At 64.0% G+C, this 15,725-nt stretch carries 15 protein-coding genes; 7 read left to right on the top strand and 8 right to left on the bottom strand.

What is annotated here, in order from left to right:
* Positions 1-145 precede the first annotated feature (145 nt).
* A complete protein-coding gene (gene msrA / locus U0004_RS26975; RefSeq protein ID WP_070254846.1) occupies positions 146-679 on the top strand; it encodes a peptide-methionine (S)-S-oxide reductase MsrA in 534 nt (177 codons plus the stop codon).
* A gap of 15 nt (positions 680-694) precedes the next feature.
* Here msrA and U0004_RS26970 read toward each other — a convergent pair whose 3' ends face one another.
* Positions 695-1,930, bottom strand: a complete 1,236-nt coding sequence (locus tag U0004_RS26970) for an SAM-dependent methyltransferase (RefSeq protein ID WP_070254844.1) — start codon at positions 1,928-1,930, stop codon at positions 695-697.
* A gap of 127 nt (positions 1,931-2,057) precedes the next feature.
* Complete coding sequence (pdxH, locus tag U0004_RS26965) at positions 2,058-3,263, bottom strand: pyridoxamine 5'-phosphate oxidase (protein ID WP_071653644.1); 1,206 nt, start codon at positions 3,261-3,263, stop codon at positions 2,058-2,060.
* 112 nt (positions 3,264-3,375) lie between these two features.
* Between pdxH and U0004_RS26960 the strand changes: the two genes are divergently transcribed.
* Positions 3,376-4,236, top strand: a complete 861-nt coding sequence (locus tag U0004_RS26960; RefSeq protein WP_070254641.1) for a tRNA threonylcarbamoyladenosine dehydratase — start codon at positions 3,376-3,378, stop codon at positions 4,234-4,236.
* Here the strand turns inward: U0004_RS26960 and thpR are convergent.
* Positions 4,233-4,751 carry an RNA 2',3'-cyclic phosphodiesterase gene (gene thpR / locus U0004_RS26955; protein WP_070254640.1) on the bottom strand — a complete coding sequence of 173 codons (519 nt, stop codon included), beginning with the start codon at positions 4,749-4,751 and terminating at the stop codon, positions 4,233-4,235. The genes U0004_RS26960 and thpR overlap by 4 nt on opposite strands.
* Before the next feature lie 96 nt (positions 4,752-4,847).
* On the opposite strand from thpR, the gene U0004_RS26950 reads away from it, so the two are divergent.
* Positions 4,848-5,312 carry an FKBP-type peptidyl-prolyl cis-trans isomerase gene (locus U0004_RS26950; protein WP_034780576.1) on the top strand — a complete coding sequence of 155 codons (465 nt, stop codon included), beginning with the start codon at positions 4,848-4,850 and terminating at the stop codon, positions 5,310-5,312.
* Positions 5,313-5,396: 84 nt separating this feature from the next.
* The gene (gene cysK, locus U0004_RS26945; protein ID WP_034780574.1) at positions 5,397-6,329 is read left to right on the top strand and encodes a cysteine synthase A; all 933 of its coding nucleotides are present in this window, start codon (positions 5,397-5,399) and stop codon (positions 6,327-6,329) included.
* Here cysK and U0004_RS26940 read toward each other — a convergent pair.
* Positions 6,290-7,582, bottom strand: a complete 1,293-nt coding sequence (locus U0004_RS26940; protein WP_231958493.1) for an SGNH/GDSL hydrolase family protein — start codon at positions 7,580-7,582, stop codon at positions 6,290-6,292. The genes cysK and U0004_RS26940 overlap by 40 nt on opposite strands.
* 99 nt (positions 7,583-7,681) lie before the next feature.
* Here U0004_RS26940 and U0004_RS26935 point away from each other — a divergent pair, with 99 nt between their 5' ends.
* A complete protein-coding gene (locus tag U0004_RS26935) occupies positions 7,682-8,587 on the top strand; it encodes a LysR family transcriptional regulator (RefSeq protein ID WP_070254638.1) in 906 nt (301 codons plus the stop codon).
* Between the two features lie 100 nt (positions 8,588-8,687).
* Positions 8,688-9,089, top strand: a complete 402-nt coding sequence (locus U0004_RS26930; RefSeq protein ID WP_052140015.1) for a ribosomal maturation YjgA family protein — start codon at positions 8,688-8,690, stop codon at positions 9,087-9,089.
* A 2-nt stretch (positions 9,090-9,091) separates the two neighbouring features.
* Here U0004_RS26930 and U0004_RS26925 read toward each other — a convergent pair whose 3' ends face one another.
* The 3 genes from U0004_RS26925 to U0004_RS26915 all read right to left on the bottom strand — a co-directional run bounded on the left by U0004_RS26925 (position 9,092) and on the right by U0004_RS26915 (position 13,090).
* Complete coding sequence (locus tag U0004_RS26925) at positions 9,092-11,917, bottom strand: M16 family metallopeptidase (RefSeq protein WP_070254637.1); 2,826 nt, start codon at positions 11,915-11,917, stop codon at positions 9,092-9,094.
* 90 nt (positions 11,918-12,007) lie between these two features.
* A complete protein-coding gene (locus U0004_RS26920; protein WP_070254636.1) occupies positions 12,008-12,361 on the bottom strand; it encodes a hypothetical protein in 354 nt (117 codons plus the stop codon).
* On the bottom strand, positions 12,362-13,090 hold the full coding sequence (locus U0004_RS26915; protein ID WP_034780566.1) for a P-loop NTPase family protein: 729 nt from the start codon (positions 13,088-13,090) through the stop codon (positions 12,362-12,364).
* 212 nt (positions 13,091-13,302) lie between these two features.
* Here U0004_RS26915 and U0004_RS26910 point away from each other — a divergent pair, with 212 nt between their 5' ends.
* Complete coding sequence (locus U0004_RS26910) at positions 13,303-15,075, top strand: GGDEF domain-containing protein (protein WP_034780832.1); 1,773 nt, start codon at positions 13,303-13,305, stop codon at positions 15,073-15,075.
* Here the strand turns inward: U0004_RS26910 and U0004_RS26905 are convergent.
* On the bottom strand, positions 15,065-15,547 hold the full coding sequence (locus tag U0004_RS26905) for a CinA family protein (protein WP_070254635.1): 483 nt from the start codon (positions 15,545-15,547) through the stop codon (positions 15,065-15,067). The two genes, U0004_RS26910 and U0004_RS26905, sit on opposite strands and share 11 nt — an antisense overlap.
* Positions 15,548-15,725: the final 178 nt, after the last annotated feature.

Below are 15,725 nucleotides of genomic sequence, written 5' to 3'. Positions count from 1 at the left end.
AAAAATCGGCCGCGCCAGTGCAATCGTGGCCAGCATGCCCCTATGTGCGGTGCTTCACGCGCCGTTTCAAGCGGCGCTGCAGGCCATGGCGCTTTACGTTACAGTGGTGAAATGATACGTCGCAGAGGCGTTGCAGGAGGGCATCATGAATGAGCATACGGAAGTGGCGGTATTCGGCGGTGGCTGTTTTTGGTGCCTCGCTGCCGTGTACGCGGAAGTGCGCGGCGTGACGCGCGTCGAGTCCGGTTACACGGGCGGCAGCGTGCCCAACCCCACGTATGAACAGATTTGCACGGGCGATACGGGCCACGCGGAAGTGGTGCGGCTGGAATTCGATCCTGCCGTCATCCCTTACCACGACTTGCTGGAAATCTTTTTTACGCTGCACGATCCCACCACCCTGAATCGGCAGGGCAACGATGTCGGCACGCAATACCGTTCCGTCATCCATTACCAATCGGCCGGGCAGGCAAGCGTGGCGCGCAAGGTACTGGCCGAAATGGCCGGCGTGTGGGATGCGCCCATCGTCACGCAGCTGGCGCCGGCAGCCACCTTTTATACGGCCGAGGATTACCACCAGAATTATGTCGAGCAGCATCCCTTGCAGGGCTATTGCGCCCTGGTCGTCGTGCCCAAGGTGGAGAAATTCCGCGCCATGTACGCGGGGCGCCTGAAGTGATGCCCTGCGTGCCTGTCAGCCAGCGAGCACGGGCGCCGGCTTGGCGTCCTGCGCATACATATAGTTGCGCGACCAGGGCAGGGTGGAAGAGCGCCGGCCCGCCTTGACGCAGACGATCTGGTACAGGCTGATCAAATCTTGCTCGAAGGCATAGGCACAGCCGGCCAGGTAGACATGCCAGATGCGGAAGCGCCGTTCGCCCGCCAGCGGGCGGATCTGCTCGGCATGGGCTTCAAAATTCTCCGTCCACAGGGCGCAGGTGCGCGCATAGTGGCGCCGCAGGTTTTCCACGTCCAGCACTTCCAGTCCCCCTTGCTGCATGGTCTTGAGCACATTGCCAATGTGCGCCAGCTCGCCGTGCGGAAACACATATTTTTCGATGAATTCCCCGCCGCCATACGGCGTTTCGCCATTGTCAGGATCGGTCGATGTGATGCCGTGGTTCATCGCCATGCCATCGGGCGCCAGCAGCTTGTTGATGATGGAAAAGTAGTCGGGCAAGTGTTTCAAACCCACGTGCTCGAACATGCCCACGCTGGTGATGCGGTCGAACTGGCCCGTCACGTCGCGGTAATCCTGCAGGCGGATGTCGATCAGGTGGGCCAGGCCGGCCGCCGCCACGCGCTCGCGCGCCAGCGCGTACTGGTTTTCCGACAGGGTCACGCCCACGCAGCGGGCGCCATATTGTTGTGCGGCACGAATGACGAGGGCCCCCCAGCCGCAGCCGATGTCGAGCAGGGTCTGGCCCGGCTGCAACTGGATTTTTTTCAGGATATGGTCGATCTTCTTGACTTGCGCCTGCGCCAGGGTTTCATCGCCGTGTTCGAAATAGGCGCAGGAATACACGAGGGCGGGGTCGAGAAACTGTTCGTAGAACGCGTTCGACACGTCGTAGTGGTAGCGGATGGCTTCGGCATCCTTGCTCTTGTCATGTGTAAAGCTGCGCACGATGCGCGCCAGCTTGCCTTCTGGCTTCAAGGTATTGCGGGCCAGGGCATTGCAGATGGAAATCATGTCCATCGCCGTGCCCTTGACCTCGATATTGCCTTCCACGTACGCCGAGCCCAGGTTGGCCAGCGACGGGTTCAGCAGATAGCGGGCCGAGGCGACGGTCGGCAGGCGGATGGTGACTCTGGGCGCTTCGCTGGACAGGTCGACATGCTGGCCATTCCACAATTCTATGCGTAGCGGCAAGGCGGTCTTGCTGCGGATGCTGGCGATCCAGGACTTGAGTTGGTTTTGTACAAACAAAATGGCCTCCAATGCAGCAACCCCAGCTGGGGCCGCAAATTGAGAAACAATGTCATTTAGTAACTTCTACCCTCATAGCCTACACCTATATTGACCAGCTTGCTTTGCGCCGCCTTGCTTATCCTGCTCAGGGTTGCAAACGCTGCATGCTCCATTGCCCATCAGCACCGCGCGTAAACACGATGCGGTCGTGGAAGCGCGAACGGCGTCCCTGCCAGAACTCGATGCGTTCCGGCTGCAAGCGGTAGCCGCCCCAATGGGCCGGACGCGGCGGCTGCGCGTCGCCGATGGCGGCGGCCACGGCCGCGTAATGGCTTTCCAGCTCGGCGCGGCTGGCGATCGGTGTACTTTGCTGTGAGGCAATCGCCGACAGCCGGCTTTGCACGGGACGTACATTGAAATACTCGTCGCTCTCGGCCGCCGTGGTTTTCACCACCGTGCCCTCGATGCGCACTTGCCGCTCCAGCTCGCGCCAGAAGAACAGCAGGGCGGCGTTTGGATTGTGCTCGAGCTGCTGGCCCTTGTCGCTGTGGTAATTCGTATACCAGGTAAAGCCCCGTTCATCGAACTGCTTGATCAGTACGATGCGCGAGCTGGGCTTGCCATCAGGAGTGACGGTGGACAAGTCCATGGCGTTCGGCTCCATCACCTGCGCGTTGACAGCCTCGGCAAACCATTTCTGGAACTGGGCGATGGGATCGGCCAGTACATCCGTCTCGTTCAGGCTGGACTGGACGTAATCGGTACGCATGGCCGCCAGCACGGCGGCCGCGTCCGGCACTGCGGCTTCTGGCGCATCGGGTGCGATGCCGCGGCGGCGCTGCATGGCCGTGCCCAGCTGTTCCATCTGTTGCGCGCTGAACAGGCGCTTGGCCATGGGTGCCAGTTGCCCCTCTTCCTTGGCCATATGGGCCTGGTAGGCGGCGGCATAGTCGCGCACGCCATCATGCGACAACTGCGAGTCCGTGCCGGCCGCGATGGCGTCCAGTTCCGGGCGCAGGGTCAGCCAGGCCTGGTCCATGCGCTGGTGGTCGGCCAGGATTTCCGGCACCAGGGTGGCCAGCAAGGCGGCGTCCTCGCCCGTGGCCGTCGCCTGCAGCATGGGCATCAAGTCCTGCTCTTCATCGTCATGGTGCAGATGGGCGGCTTTATTAAAGTATTGCAACACGGCCTTGGCCGCCTGCTGCGCTTCCGGCGTGTTGCCATTCTGTCCCAGGTGGCCCAGCAGGTTTTGCAAGGTCGTCAACTGCTTGCGGATCTTGTCGTGGCAATGCTTGAGCACGGCGATGGGCTGGTCAAAGCCGGGAACGGAGTCGAACAGGGGAGAGGTCATGGCGTGTTCTCGTGGTGGGCGGTGTGGGGGCGCGGCGACAATGCAGCTTGTCGCTGTGTCAATTCGGCTATTTTAGAATATCCGCCAGCGCAGTGTCCGTTAAAATGGCGCCATGCATACCTCCACCAATGAACTAATTTCCATGGACTTGACCGAGATCGATTTTGAGCGGCGCTTCGGCGGCATTGCCCGCCTGTACGGCGCCCCCGCGTTGGCACGCTTCCGCGCCGCGCATGTGTGTGTGATCGGCGTGGGCGGCGTCGGTTCCTGGATCGTCGAAGCGCTGGCGCGCAGCGCCGTCGGCCGCCTGACCCTGATCGACCTGGACAATGTTGCCGAATCGAATATCAACCGCCAGATCCAGGCCATGAGCGATACCATCGGCAAGGCCAAGATCACGGCCCTGGCCGAACGCATCGAACTGATCAACCCGTTTTGCCAGGTCACGCAGGTCGAGGATTTTATTACCCCTGATAATCTGGACCAGTTGCTGGGTGGGTGCGATTTCGACTATCTCGTCGATGCTATCGACAATGCCAAGGCGAAAGCGGCCGTGATCGCGTATTGCCGCGCACGCAACATTTCCATGCTGACCATCGGCAGCGCGGGCGGGCAGACGGACCCGACCTTGATTGCCGTGCGCGACCTGTCGAAAACGGAACAGGAACCGCTGCTCAAGCGTGTGCGAAAACTGTTGCGCACCGAATATGGTTTCCCCCGTGGCGTGAAAAACAAATTCAATGTCGACGCCGTGTTTTCCATGGAACCGTTGAGCACACCCGAGAGCGCGGAAGCGTGCGCCATCGATGGCGCGCCCGCCGGCGTCACGGGCCTGAACTGTGCCGGCTTCGGTTCCAGCGTGGTGGTGACGGCCAGCTTCGGCATGGTGGCGGCCGCCCATGCGCTGAAAAGCTTGCGCCAGGACAAAGTTGCTGAAGTGCCAGCGCCAATGCCAGTGCCGGACGCCGCCTAGGTTAATTTCCTGCTGGCCAGGATGCGGTAGTCGCCGCTGCTTTTGAACGATTCCACCAGCACCAGCTCGTCCGCCTGCCAGGCGATGGGCGCGAAGTCCTGGCTGGCCGGTGGCGGCGCCTGGCGCGCCAGTGTCACGTGCGGCGTAAAGCGGTCGTGCTCGAAGCGCGGCGCCAGCCCCTGCTCCATCAGGCCGTGCATGCAGGCCGCGCGCACGTCCAGCAGGGCGGGAGAGGGCTGCGCCAGGGCGGCCCAGGCCAGCGCCAGCTTGGGGAAGTGGCTGGCGTGATCGAACAGCAAGGGCATGGGACGCGCCGGCAAGTGCGCCAGGATGTCCAGCAGGGCCGGCAGCTCGCTTGCCGGGCGCTGGCCCAGGAAAGCCAGGGTCAGGTGCAGCTTGTCCGGGCGCACGGGCTTGCCGTCCAGGCGCGCCTGCCAGGCGGCCAGCGCCGCGCGCGTGGCAGCATCGGGCCACAGGGCGTAAAACAGGCGGGGGCAATGGGTATCGGGCGACAAGTTTTTCCTATCGTTGCGGCGGTTTGCTATTATTGGCGTTCCCTGCCAGGTTCGTAGGTGCAGGGATCTCACCGAAACTCACTGAAAGAATACATCATGACGCGTAGCTCCGTTTTGTTTGCCCTGATCTGCTCCGTCGCCGCGTCGCTGGCGCAGGCACAGGCGCCAGCGCCTGTTCCCGCCTCCGCCGTCTCGCTGAGCCCCGGCCCTGTCGCCGATAAATTGATTCTGATCGACAACAAGGTCGGCACGGGCAAGGAAGCGTCCGCTGGCAGTAATGTCACCGTGCATTACACGGGCTGGCTGTACCGTCCCCTGGCGAAAGATTCGCGCGGCAAGAAGTTCGACAGCTCCGTGGGCCGTGGCCCGTTTGACTTCCCGCTCGGCAAGGGCATGGTCATCAAGGGCTGGGACCAGGGCGTGGCCGGCATGAAAGTGGGCGGCAAGCGCACCCTGATCATTCCAGGCGAACTGGCCTATGGTCCGCGCGGCGCGGGCAACGGCGACATTCCGCCGAACTCGGCACTGATCTTCGACGTGGAATTGCTGGACGTTAAGTAATTGTTCAGTTTGGCGGCGGCGCATGCTCGCGCCGTCGCTAAAAGCGGTAGACTGGGGTTTCTTGAAATAGCGGAGCCTCCTTCCATGAACATCGCCAACGACGTCACTGAACTGATCGGCAACACCCCCCTGGTGCGCATCAACCGCATCGCCGCCGGCAGTGTGGCCACCATCCTGGCCAAACTCGAATTCTATAATCCCGCGCACAGCGTCAAGGACCGCATCGGCCTGTCCATGATCGTCGCCGCGGAAGCCGCAGGCAAGATTCATCCCGATACCGTCATCGTCGAGCCCACCAGCGGCAACACGGGCATCGCGCTGGCCATGGTCTGCGCCGCGCGCGGCTACCGCTGCACCCTCGTCATGCCCGACACCATGAGCCGCGAGCGGCGCATCCTGTTGCGCGCCTATGGCGCCGAGCTGGTGCTCACACCCGGCAGCGAAGGCATGCTGGGCGCCATCCGCAAGGCCGAGGAACTGGTGGCGGCCGACCCGCGCTACCTGATGCTGCAGCAATTCAACAATCCCGCCAACCCCGCCATCCACCGCGCCACGACGGCGGAGGAAATCTGGCGCGATACGGATGGACAAGTGGACATCGTCATCGCCGGCGTGGGCACGGGCGGTACGATTACCGGCATCGGCGAAGTGTTGAAGGAACGCAAGCCTGGCCTGCAAATGATCGCCGTGGAACCGGAAGCGTCGCCGATGCTGTCGAAAGGCACGAAAGGGCCGCACCCGATCCAGGGCATCGGCGCCGGTTTCGTGCCGCAGATTTTGAACACGGCCATCTACGACGAAATCATTTGCGTCAAGAATGACGACGCGTTTGCCACGGCGCGCCTGGCCGCCAGCGACGAAGGCTTGTTGGTCGGGATCTCGTCGGGCGCCGCCCTGTGGGCCGCCCTGCAAGTGGCGCGCCGCCCGGAAAACGCGGGCAAGACCATTGTCACCATCATCCCGTCGTTCGGCGAGCGTTACTTGAGCACGGCTTTGTACGCGGGCCTGGGCGACTGATTCAATAGCAGCGGCAGGGCTATCCTTTCCGCCAGCGCCCGGTTGCCCGCATCGCCCGGGTGCAGGTGGTCGCCCGAGTCGTAGGCGGGCAGCAGGCGCAGCGGATGCGCGGGATCGCGCGCCCAGGCATCGAAGTCGAGTATGGCGTCGAACGTGCCGCTGTTGCGTATCCACGCATTCAGTTGCTGGCGCAGCGCATCTTTTTCTGGCTGGTAATAGTCGCTCAGGGGCGTGCCGGGCAGGGCGCCTGCGAACGGCGTCAGGGTGGCGCCGACCACGCGCACGCCGCGGCTGCGGGCCTGGGCCACCAGCTGGACGTAGCCGCTGCTCAGTTCCTCCAATGTCGGCCGTTTTTCCCGTGGCGCAAACGCCGTGCCGGGCCAGCTGATGTCATTGATCCCCAACAAGACGACCACCGAGCGCACGCCCGGTTGCGCCAGCACGTCGCGCTCGAAGCGCGCCAGGGCATTGACTCCCATTCCATCGGACAACAGCCGCGCACCGGAAATGCCCGCATTGATCACGGCCACGCCCTGCGGCGCCAGGCGTTCGGCCAGGAAATCGGGCCAGCGCGCATCCATCCCCAGGCTGGCGCTGGCGCCATCGGTAATCGAATCGCCAAGGATGGCCACGGCTTGCGTCCCCGGCGCCGCTTGCACCTCGATGGCGCTGAGTAAGAGGCGGGCCGTGGTGGTCTGCACGCCGGCTTGTGCATCATCGATGCGCGCGGCCCGCGTCTGGTCATGCGGGGCGATCCACGCCGTCTCGCGTCCATCCCAGTGAAACGTGGAGACGGGACTGGCTTGCGGCAAATGGATGCTTACCGTCAGCCGGGCCAGGTCCGGCACGGACAGGTCGACGGGGTCGCTGATGACCGGTGCGCCCGGCGCCACGCTGGCCGAGGGTTGGCCGGAAAACGTGAGCGTGCGCAGGCTGCCGGGTTTGATGGCTGAGCCGGATGCGGCCAGGGCCACGGTGGCCGTGCCGATGCGCAGCGGCACCTTGCCATACGCATTCGACAGCACGATGCGCACGCGCGGGCCGCCCACGCTGAGGCGCGCCACCTGGCGCACGGTGTGTCCGTGCAGCACGGCGGGCACATTGCTGGGGAACAGGAAGTCGCTGTTCCACACGGCTTGCGGGCTGGCCGTCCAGCTGGCCAGCCAGGTGGTATCGGCGTTGGCGGCCTGGACAGGGCTCGTGCCGAGTGCCAGGCTCAGCAGAGCGGCGGGGAGGAGGGAGAATCGTTGCATGGCGGTTCGCTTCATCAAGGGGAATGTGCGCATGATGAAAGCAAAGCCATTTATGCACTAGACTATCTCATCGAAGAACATTTATGAGTTGAATTCACAATGGCCAGACTGGAAGTGAACCGTTCCGGCGAGCTGGAAGTGTTTGTGCGCGTGGTGGAACTGGGCGGCTTTTCCGCCGCCGCGCGCGCCTGCGGCATGACGCCCTCGGCCGTCAGCAAGCTCGTCTCGCGGCTGGAAGAGCGCCTGGGCGCGCGCCTGTTGAACCGCTCCACGCGCCAGCTGCAACTGACGGCCGAGGGCTGCGGCCTGTATGAACGGGGCCGGCACGTGCTGGCGGCCCTGGACGAGGCCGAGCGCTGCGCCGGTGTGCAGGATGTGCCGCGCGGAAAGATCAGGGTCAATGCGAACGTGCCGTTCGGCCAGCATTTTTTGTTGCCGCTGGCGCCGCTGTTTCTGGAACGCTTTCCGGAGGTGACGCTCGACATCGAGCTCACGGATGCAGTGGTCGATATCCTCGAGCAGCGCACGGATGTGGCCGTGCGGGCCGGGCCCCTGAAAAGTTCCAGCTTACTGGCGCGCAAGCTGGGCCAGACGCGCATGGTGATCGTGGCGTCGCCAGCCTACCTGGCGCGGCGCGGCTCGCCGTTGACGCCCGCCGAGCTGGCATCGCACAATCTGCTCGATGCCAATTACGCGCGCGCCCGCTCGGGCTGGCCGCTGCGCTTGCCCGAAGGCGACATCGTCGTGCCGGTCACGGGCAATGCGCAGGCGAGCGATGGCGAAGCCTTGCGGCAACTGGCGCTGGCGGGCTTGGGACTGGCGCGCCTGGCTGCCTTCCAGGTGCGGGCCGATATCGCGGCCGGCCGTCTGCTGGCGCTGCTGGAAGACTGCAACCCCGGCGACAGCGAAGAAGTGCATGCCGTGTTCGTGGGGCAAGGTGGGCATGTGCCGCTGCGCGTGCGCGTCTTGCTTGATTTCCTGGCGCAGAATGTCGACCTGGGCTGAGCGTGTCCAGGCGCATTAGGCTGCAGGCGGACACGGCCGCGCAGTACAATATCGGACGGGCCGCAATGGTTCGGCCCGTATTGTGCCTTTGAATGGAAATATGTTCCTGGTAAAACCTGAACGCCGCCGCCTGCTGCAGGTGGGCGCAACCGTGGCTGTTATCGCGCTGGGCCTGGCCTCGCGCGCCTATCCCCAATTCGTCCCCGCCGCGCTCGGCAAGTATCCGGGCGACGCCCTGTGGGCCATGATGATCGTCTTTGCGCTGGGCATCATCGCCACGCGCATGCGTACCTGGCAACTGGCATCGTGGTCCTTGCTGATCTGCTTTGCCGTGGAATTCGGCCAGCTGGTCCAGGCGCCGTGGCTCGTCGCGCTGCGCGCGCATCCGCTGGGGCACCTGGTACTGGGTTCCGCCTTCGGCTGGGGTGATTTGATCGCCTACACGGCCGGCGTGGCCGTGGCGGCGATCATCGACAAGCTGGCGCTGTTCAAGCGCCGCTAGCCTTATTTGACGTTACCCTCCGCGTCGCGCAGTTCCACCGGCGCCAGTTTCAGCTTGGACAATTGCGGAGCGATCTTCGCCTTGTCGCCCACGCCGATGACGATCAGCTTTTCCGGCTGCAGGTATTTTTTCGCCACCTGCTGCACCTGCTTGTCCGTCACGCTGGCAAAGCGCTGCGGCAGGGTCGTGTAATAGTCGAGGCCCAGGCCGTAGATGTACGCGTTCGCCATGCTGGCGCTGATGCTGGCATTCGTGTCGAACTGGCCCGGCAAGGACAGCACCTGCGAGTTGCGCGCATTCGCCAGTTCCTTGCTGCTCAAGGACTTGGCGATCATGGCGCGGATCTCCTTGACGGTTTCCGATACGGCCGGGCCCGTCACATCGGTGCGCACGCTGGCGGCAATCGAGAATGGTCCAGGCTGATTGCGGTACTGGAATTGCGAACGCACGCCATACGTGTAGCCCTTCTCTTCGCGCAAATTGGTGTTCAGGCGGCTGGTAAACAAGCCGCCCAGGGCCGCGTTCATCACTTGCAGCGGCGCGTAATCGGGCGTGGCGCGCGGCACGGCGATGGCGGACAGGCGCACGGCCGTTTGCGGCGCGCCCGGCTTGTCGACCATAATCAATTTTGCCTGCGTCGTCTGCGGCGCGGCGGCCACGGACTGCGCCACCGTGCCTGCCTTCCAGCTGCCGAACTTCGCTTCGGCCAGTGCCTTCAATTCCGCCTCGCCGATATCGCCCGAGACGATCAGGGCCGCATTGTTCGGCAGGTAATGCTGCTGCCAGAAACCTTGCAGGTCGGCGCGGCTGGCCGCCTTCAGCGCCGCTTCCGTGCCCAGCTGGATGTAGCCGTAGGGATGCTGCGGGCCATACAGGGCCGTCGCTTCCACGCGGGCGGCCACGGCTCCCGCGTTTTCGCGCTGCTGCGCCAGTTGTCCGATGCGGCTGGCGCGCTGGCGCTCGACTTCCGCTTGCGGGAATTGCGGGTGCAGCACCACGTCGGCCAGCACGTCGAGCGCTTGCGGGAAGGTGGCTTTGAGCGACGTCAGCTGGGCAAACGAGGCATCCGTGTTGGAACCGGTGCTCAGCAGGGCGCCCAGCTGCGCCACATCGTCGGCGATCTGCGGTGCGCTGCGCGTGGCCGTGCCTTCCTGCAGCAACTGCGCCGTAAAGCTCGACAAACCAGGCTGCGCCAGCGGATTGGCGCCCGAGCCGCTTTTGATGACCAGCTGGCTGGAAACGAGCGGCACGGCCCCGTTGTAATGGTGGATCACGGTCAAACCGTTCGCCAGGGTGAACGATTTTCCTTGCGGTAAAACAATCTTCGGTGCGGGACCGGCCTTCGGCACGGCATTGCGCCATGGTTCGTCCGCATTGATGGCCGTGCCTGGCGCAGGCTTGACCTTGCCCGGCGCCGGCGTCGGCACTTCCGCGCCCAGGTCCGGCTTGCCCGGCACGCCGTAGACGACGACGCGCGACTGGTTTTTCAGGTACTGGTCGACGGCGCGCTGCACGCCGGCGGCCGTCACCTGGCGGTAGCGCTCGATATCCTTGGCCAGGTAGCCGGGGTCGCCCAGGTACTGGTTGTATTCGTTGAGCAAGTTAGCCACGCCGCGTCCGCCCATTTTTTCCACCTGGCTCAGCATGGTGGTCTCAATGCTGTTGCGCGCCCGCTCCAGTTCCTTCTCGGTGGGGCCCTTGGCGCGCAATTGCTCCAGCTCCGCCTGCAAGGCTTGTTCGATTTCCTCGGGCTTGTGGCCCGGGCGCGCCGTCGCGTCGATGGTGAAGATGGAGGTGAGGGCATTCGAGCCCTGGCTGGCGCCGACATCCTGGGCGATCTGCTTGTCGTACACGAGGGACTTGTACAGGCGGCTGGACTTGCCGCCGGCCAGGATGTGCGCCGCCATTGACAGTTCCGCGTCATCCCTGGTGTAGGCGGACGGCGTCAGCCAGGCCATGAAGACGCGCGGCAATTCCACCCGGTCCTGCACCACGATGCGGCGTTCCTGCGTGATGGGCGGCGTCACCACATTCGGTTTCGGCACGGCCGGGCCGCTCTTAAAGCTGCCAAAATACTTGTTGACCAGTTCCTTGGTCTTCGTCTTGTCGATATCGCCGGCGATCACCAGGCTGGCGTTGTTGGGGCCATAGTATTTGGTGAAGAATTCCTTGATGTCGGCCAGTTTCGCGTTCTGGATATCCGCGTGCGAACCGATGACGCTGGCGTAATACGGGTGGGTCTTGGGAAACAGCTGGTGGTACAGGGCTTCCTGCACGATGCCGTAGGGCGCATTCTCCACGCTCTGGCGGCGCTCGTTGCGCACCACGTCCTGCTGGTTCGTCAGCGCCGTCTGATCGAGCACGTCAAGCAGGTAGCCCATGCGGTCGGAGTGCGTCCACAGGGCCAGTTCCAGCTGGTTCGACGGTACCGTGTCGAAATAATTGGTGCGGTCGAAATCCGTGCTGCCGTTCGAGTCGGTGGCGCCCGCGCCTTCGAGCAACTGGTCGGCCATGCCGCGCGGCACGTGCTTGGTGGCGGCAAACATCATGTGCTCGAACAGGTGGGCAAAGCCCGTCAGCCCCGGCGCTTCATTCGCGGGACCCACGTGGTACCAGATATTGACGGCCGTGACGGGCAATTTATGGTCTTCCACGAGAATGACGTCCAGGCCGTTGGGCAAGGTGTATTTTTCATAGGCGATGTGCGGCACGGCCGTCGCGCCCAGGGGCGCCGTCGCGGCCGCATCGGCGGCGTGGGCGAGAGTGAGTGGGGCGCCGTACAGCGACAGCAGCAGAGCGGGGAGGGCCAGCAGTTTGATCGGTTTCATGCATGCTTCCAGGGATAGGTGGAGAAGACGCTGCTGCTCGCTCGTGGCTGGCGCAGCGCGACGGTGCTACGTTCAGTGCTACGGTCGGTGCTACAGTCTATACAGCAGGGCCGCGCCGCCCAGCACCAGCAGCGCGCTGGCAATGGAGACGATGGCCGCGGCGCCCAGCAGGCGCCATTCGCGCGGCGTGAAGCCGACGGTTGGCGCCGTCGCATTATCGGCAGGGCCGGCCAGGGCGGCTGGCGGCAGTGCAGGCAAGCCGCCCGCCGCGCGCGCCTGCGCCGCCAGCGCTTGCGTGGCGGCGTCCAGCAAGGCCAGCTGGCGCTCGACGGTTTCCGCCAGCACGGCTTCGTTCAGCGCCACGAGGGCGAATATCGGGTCATCGACGTCGATCTTGATGCCCGTCTTGTCGAATACGTGGCTGCGCAGTTTGTGCTGGTCCATCTACCACTGCACCTTGTCGAGCTGTTCGAAGATGTCGCGGTAGACGACCTTGATGCGCTGCTTTTCCATGATGTTGAACTTGTCGTTCTGCAGCACTTCCTGCATCGTCAGGCGCGCCGTGTTCATCTTCTTGACGTCCGCGCCGAAGGTGTCGGGATTGCGCTGGCTCAAGGTAATGCTGCCTTTCACGCGCACGCGGTTGTCGGCGTACGACTGCGATTCGATAAACTGCTTGCCGGACGCCGATTGCAGCAGGCCGAAATGTTCGTTTTGCCACAGCACCAGCGGCACCTTCGTCGATTGGGCTGTCGCCACAAAACCCGTGGCCGTGTCGTGCAGGGTGTCGCCGCCGCCGACGATGGTGTGGATATAGACCTTGCGGCCCGATTCTTCCAGCAGCGAAAAACAATCGTTTTCCAGCAGGTAGCCCATCAGCGGCGAAAACGTGTTCGCGCCATTGTCGATCACGCAGTTGCCGTCCGTTTCGAGAATGTCGATCATCAGCGCGTCGAAGCGTTTCGGGTCGATGTTGCGCGCATCCGTCATCACGGGCACATGCTTGACGTTCATCGCCTTGTAGCGCGAGAACGTGGCGTTTTCCTGATCGGTGTCATAACAGCGCAAAGGCGTGTCGTCCTTGCCGCCTATCCACTGGGCCAGCAGGGTAGAGACGAGGGTCTTGCCGATGCCGCCCTTGCCCTGCAGGATGAAATGTACCGTGTTTTGCATTGCGACTACTCCAAGTTGTTGCGTCAGTGACAATCAAAGATCCGTGACAGCGGCGCACGCGCCCGGCCAGGCCACGACTGGCATTTTTACCACAATCCTTTGCAAATATGCCATGCGGAACAGCGAATCTGGTTATGATGTTAATCAGGATACCATTGATACAGAGCAAGTTTTGTGTGAAAAATGCACCCCAGAGTGTGAACGAGGACGCAGTGCCGATCTCCAGTCTCGATAAAGCCGACATTGACCGTCTGAATCAGCAAGCCCTGGCTTGCCTGGTCGGCAACCGCCGCCAGGCGCGCCGGCTGGCGCAGATGGCGCTGGCGGCGGCGCAACGACAACAGTATGCGCGCGGCGGCGCGTATGCGGAACTCAATCATTGCTGGCTGGCGTATTACGCGGGCGAGGCCGAACCGTCGTGCGAGCGTCTGGGCGCGTATTTCCAGCAAAGCGGCGACCTGGAAGGGGGCATGGAAGTGGCCGCCCTGCAGGGCGCGTATGCGAGCCGGCGCGGCGATTTTGCCGATGCCGAGCAGCATTTCCTGCAGGCGCGCAGCCAGGCCGCGCAGATACCCGACTCCCTGCACAAGTTCATGCTGTACGCGCGCCTGGGCGTCGATGCCCTGAACCGTGGCGATACGCAGGACGGCCCGCGCAATTTCCTGCTGGCGCTCGACATCGCCGAGCGTTTCGGCAGCCCCGCGCACCGGGTCAACAGCCTGTCGAACCTGGCGTCGTCGCAGCATGACCTGGGCAACGATGAAGACGCCATCCCCCTGCTGGTCGAGGCGCTCGAGATCATCGGCACGCAAAAGCTCAAATACCAGCAAACCATCGTTTCGGCCAACCTGGCCATGTGCCTGCTGGCCACGGGCAAGCCGGCCGAGGCGCTGGCGCTGGTGGAACCGTTTTACGAGTGGCCGGAAGAAGACCTGGCCGTGCGCGCCTTTTTGTTCTGTATCGCCGCCCACGCCGCGATCCTGCTGCGCCAGCCCGACAGCGCCCTGCAATTGCTGCTGCGGGCCGAAGAATATGCGCGCCGGGGCCAGGACCTGGAAGAGCAGATGCATGCGTGGCTGGTGCGCGGCAAGCTGGACCTGCACGCGGGCCAGACGGCGCAGGCGCTGGCGTCCCTGACGCAGGCGCACAGCCTGCTGAGCTGGACGCGCAATCCGTTTCACCAGCAGCAGATCCTGCGCGGCTTGTCCGACATCAATGCCCAGCTGGGCGAATGGCAGGCGGCGTATGGTTTCCTGCAGCAATACCAGGCCGCCTACGAGGCCAGCAGCAAGTCGGCGCGCGCCTCGCGCAGCCTGATGCGCAACCTGGAAAAGGAAATGCACAGCCTGAAAGCCGAGCGCGACAAGGCGCTGGAGCTGCAGGCGGCGCGCGAATCGGAAAACGTCAAGCTCGAGCACCTGAACCGGGAACTGGCGCACCAGATCCTGCATGTCAATTCCCTGCAGGACAGCCTGAAGGAACAGGCCATGCGCGACCACCTGACGGGCCTGTACAACCGCCGCCATTTTGAAACCTGCCTCAACGCCATCCTGCACGAGGCCGATGCGGATGCGCCCGTGGCCATCGCCATCATCGACCTGGATTTTTTCAAGCGCGTCAACGATACCTACGGGCACAACTTTGGCGATGAAGTGCTGATCCAGTTTGCGCGCCTGGTGGAAAGCCAGCTGCGCGGCAGCGACATGGTGTGCCGTTATGGCGGCGAGGAATTCTGCCTGCTGTTGCGCGAAGCAGACAGCCTCATCGCGGCGCACAAGATCGACGATATCGCCGCGCGCTACCGCCAGTTGCTGATCCGGCAGGCGCCGCACAGCCTGTCCGGCTGCACCTTTTCGGCCGGCATCGCCGAATATCCGCGCCACGGCGCCGGCCGTCACGAATTGCTGATGCGCGCCGACAGCGCCCTGTACGCGGCCAAGCAGGCGGGCCGCGACCGCGCCTGCATCGCCGCCGCTACTGGATAAAGCGCAACAGTTCGCGCAAGGCGTGCGCCACGGCCTGCTCGCGCACGGCCTGGCGGTCGCCCGCGAATACCAGCCGCTGTGTTTGCACGCGCCCGTCCATGGCCCAGCCGAAGCAGACGGTGCCGACGGGCTTGTCCGGCACGCCGCCCGTGGGGCCGGCGATGCCCGTGGTCGAGACGGCCACCTGGGCCTCGCTGTGGGCCAGGGTGCCCCGCGCCATGGCGGCGGCCACTTCCTCGCTGACGGCGCCGTGCGCGGCGATCAGCTCGGCGGGCACGCCCAGCATGCCGGTCTTGGCCCCGTTGGAATAGGTGACGAAGCCCCGCTCGAACCAGGCGCTTGAGCCTGAAATATCGGTGACGGCCTGCGCCACGCCGCCGCCCGTGCACGATTCGGCCGTGGCCAGCAGCAGGCCCTTCGCCTGCAAGGCCAGGCCGACCGCGGTGGAGAGGGGGACGAGTTCGTTGCTCATGGATGACTCCTGCATGCGGTGAAAATGGTGGCAAGACTGTAGCATGGCCAACGGTAAAAGAAACTTTCCCCGGTACCAGCGAAAATGCGTACACTCTTTTATACATTTGCTACCACTTCGGGCTGGCAGGCGCTCTGTCGCTGCGCCACCCTGGTGCGCATCGCTCGAACAGGCAAGC

The organism is Janthinobacterium lividum (genome assembly GCF_034424625.1).
In the GTDB taxonomy this organism is placed as follows: Bacteria; Pseudomonadota; Gammaproteobacteria; order Burkholderiales; family Burkholderiaceae_D; genus Janthinobacterium; species Janthinobacterium lividum.
The sequence above is the reverse complement of the archived record's forward strand: the minus strand, read 5'-3'. Positions and strand labels throughout refer to the sequence as shown.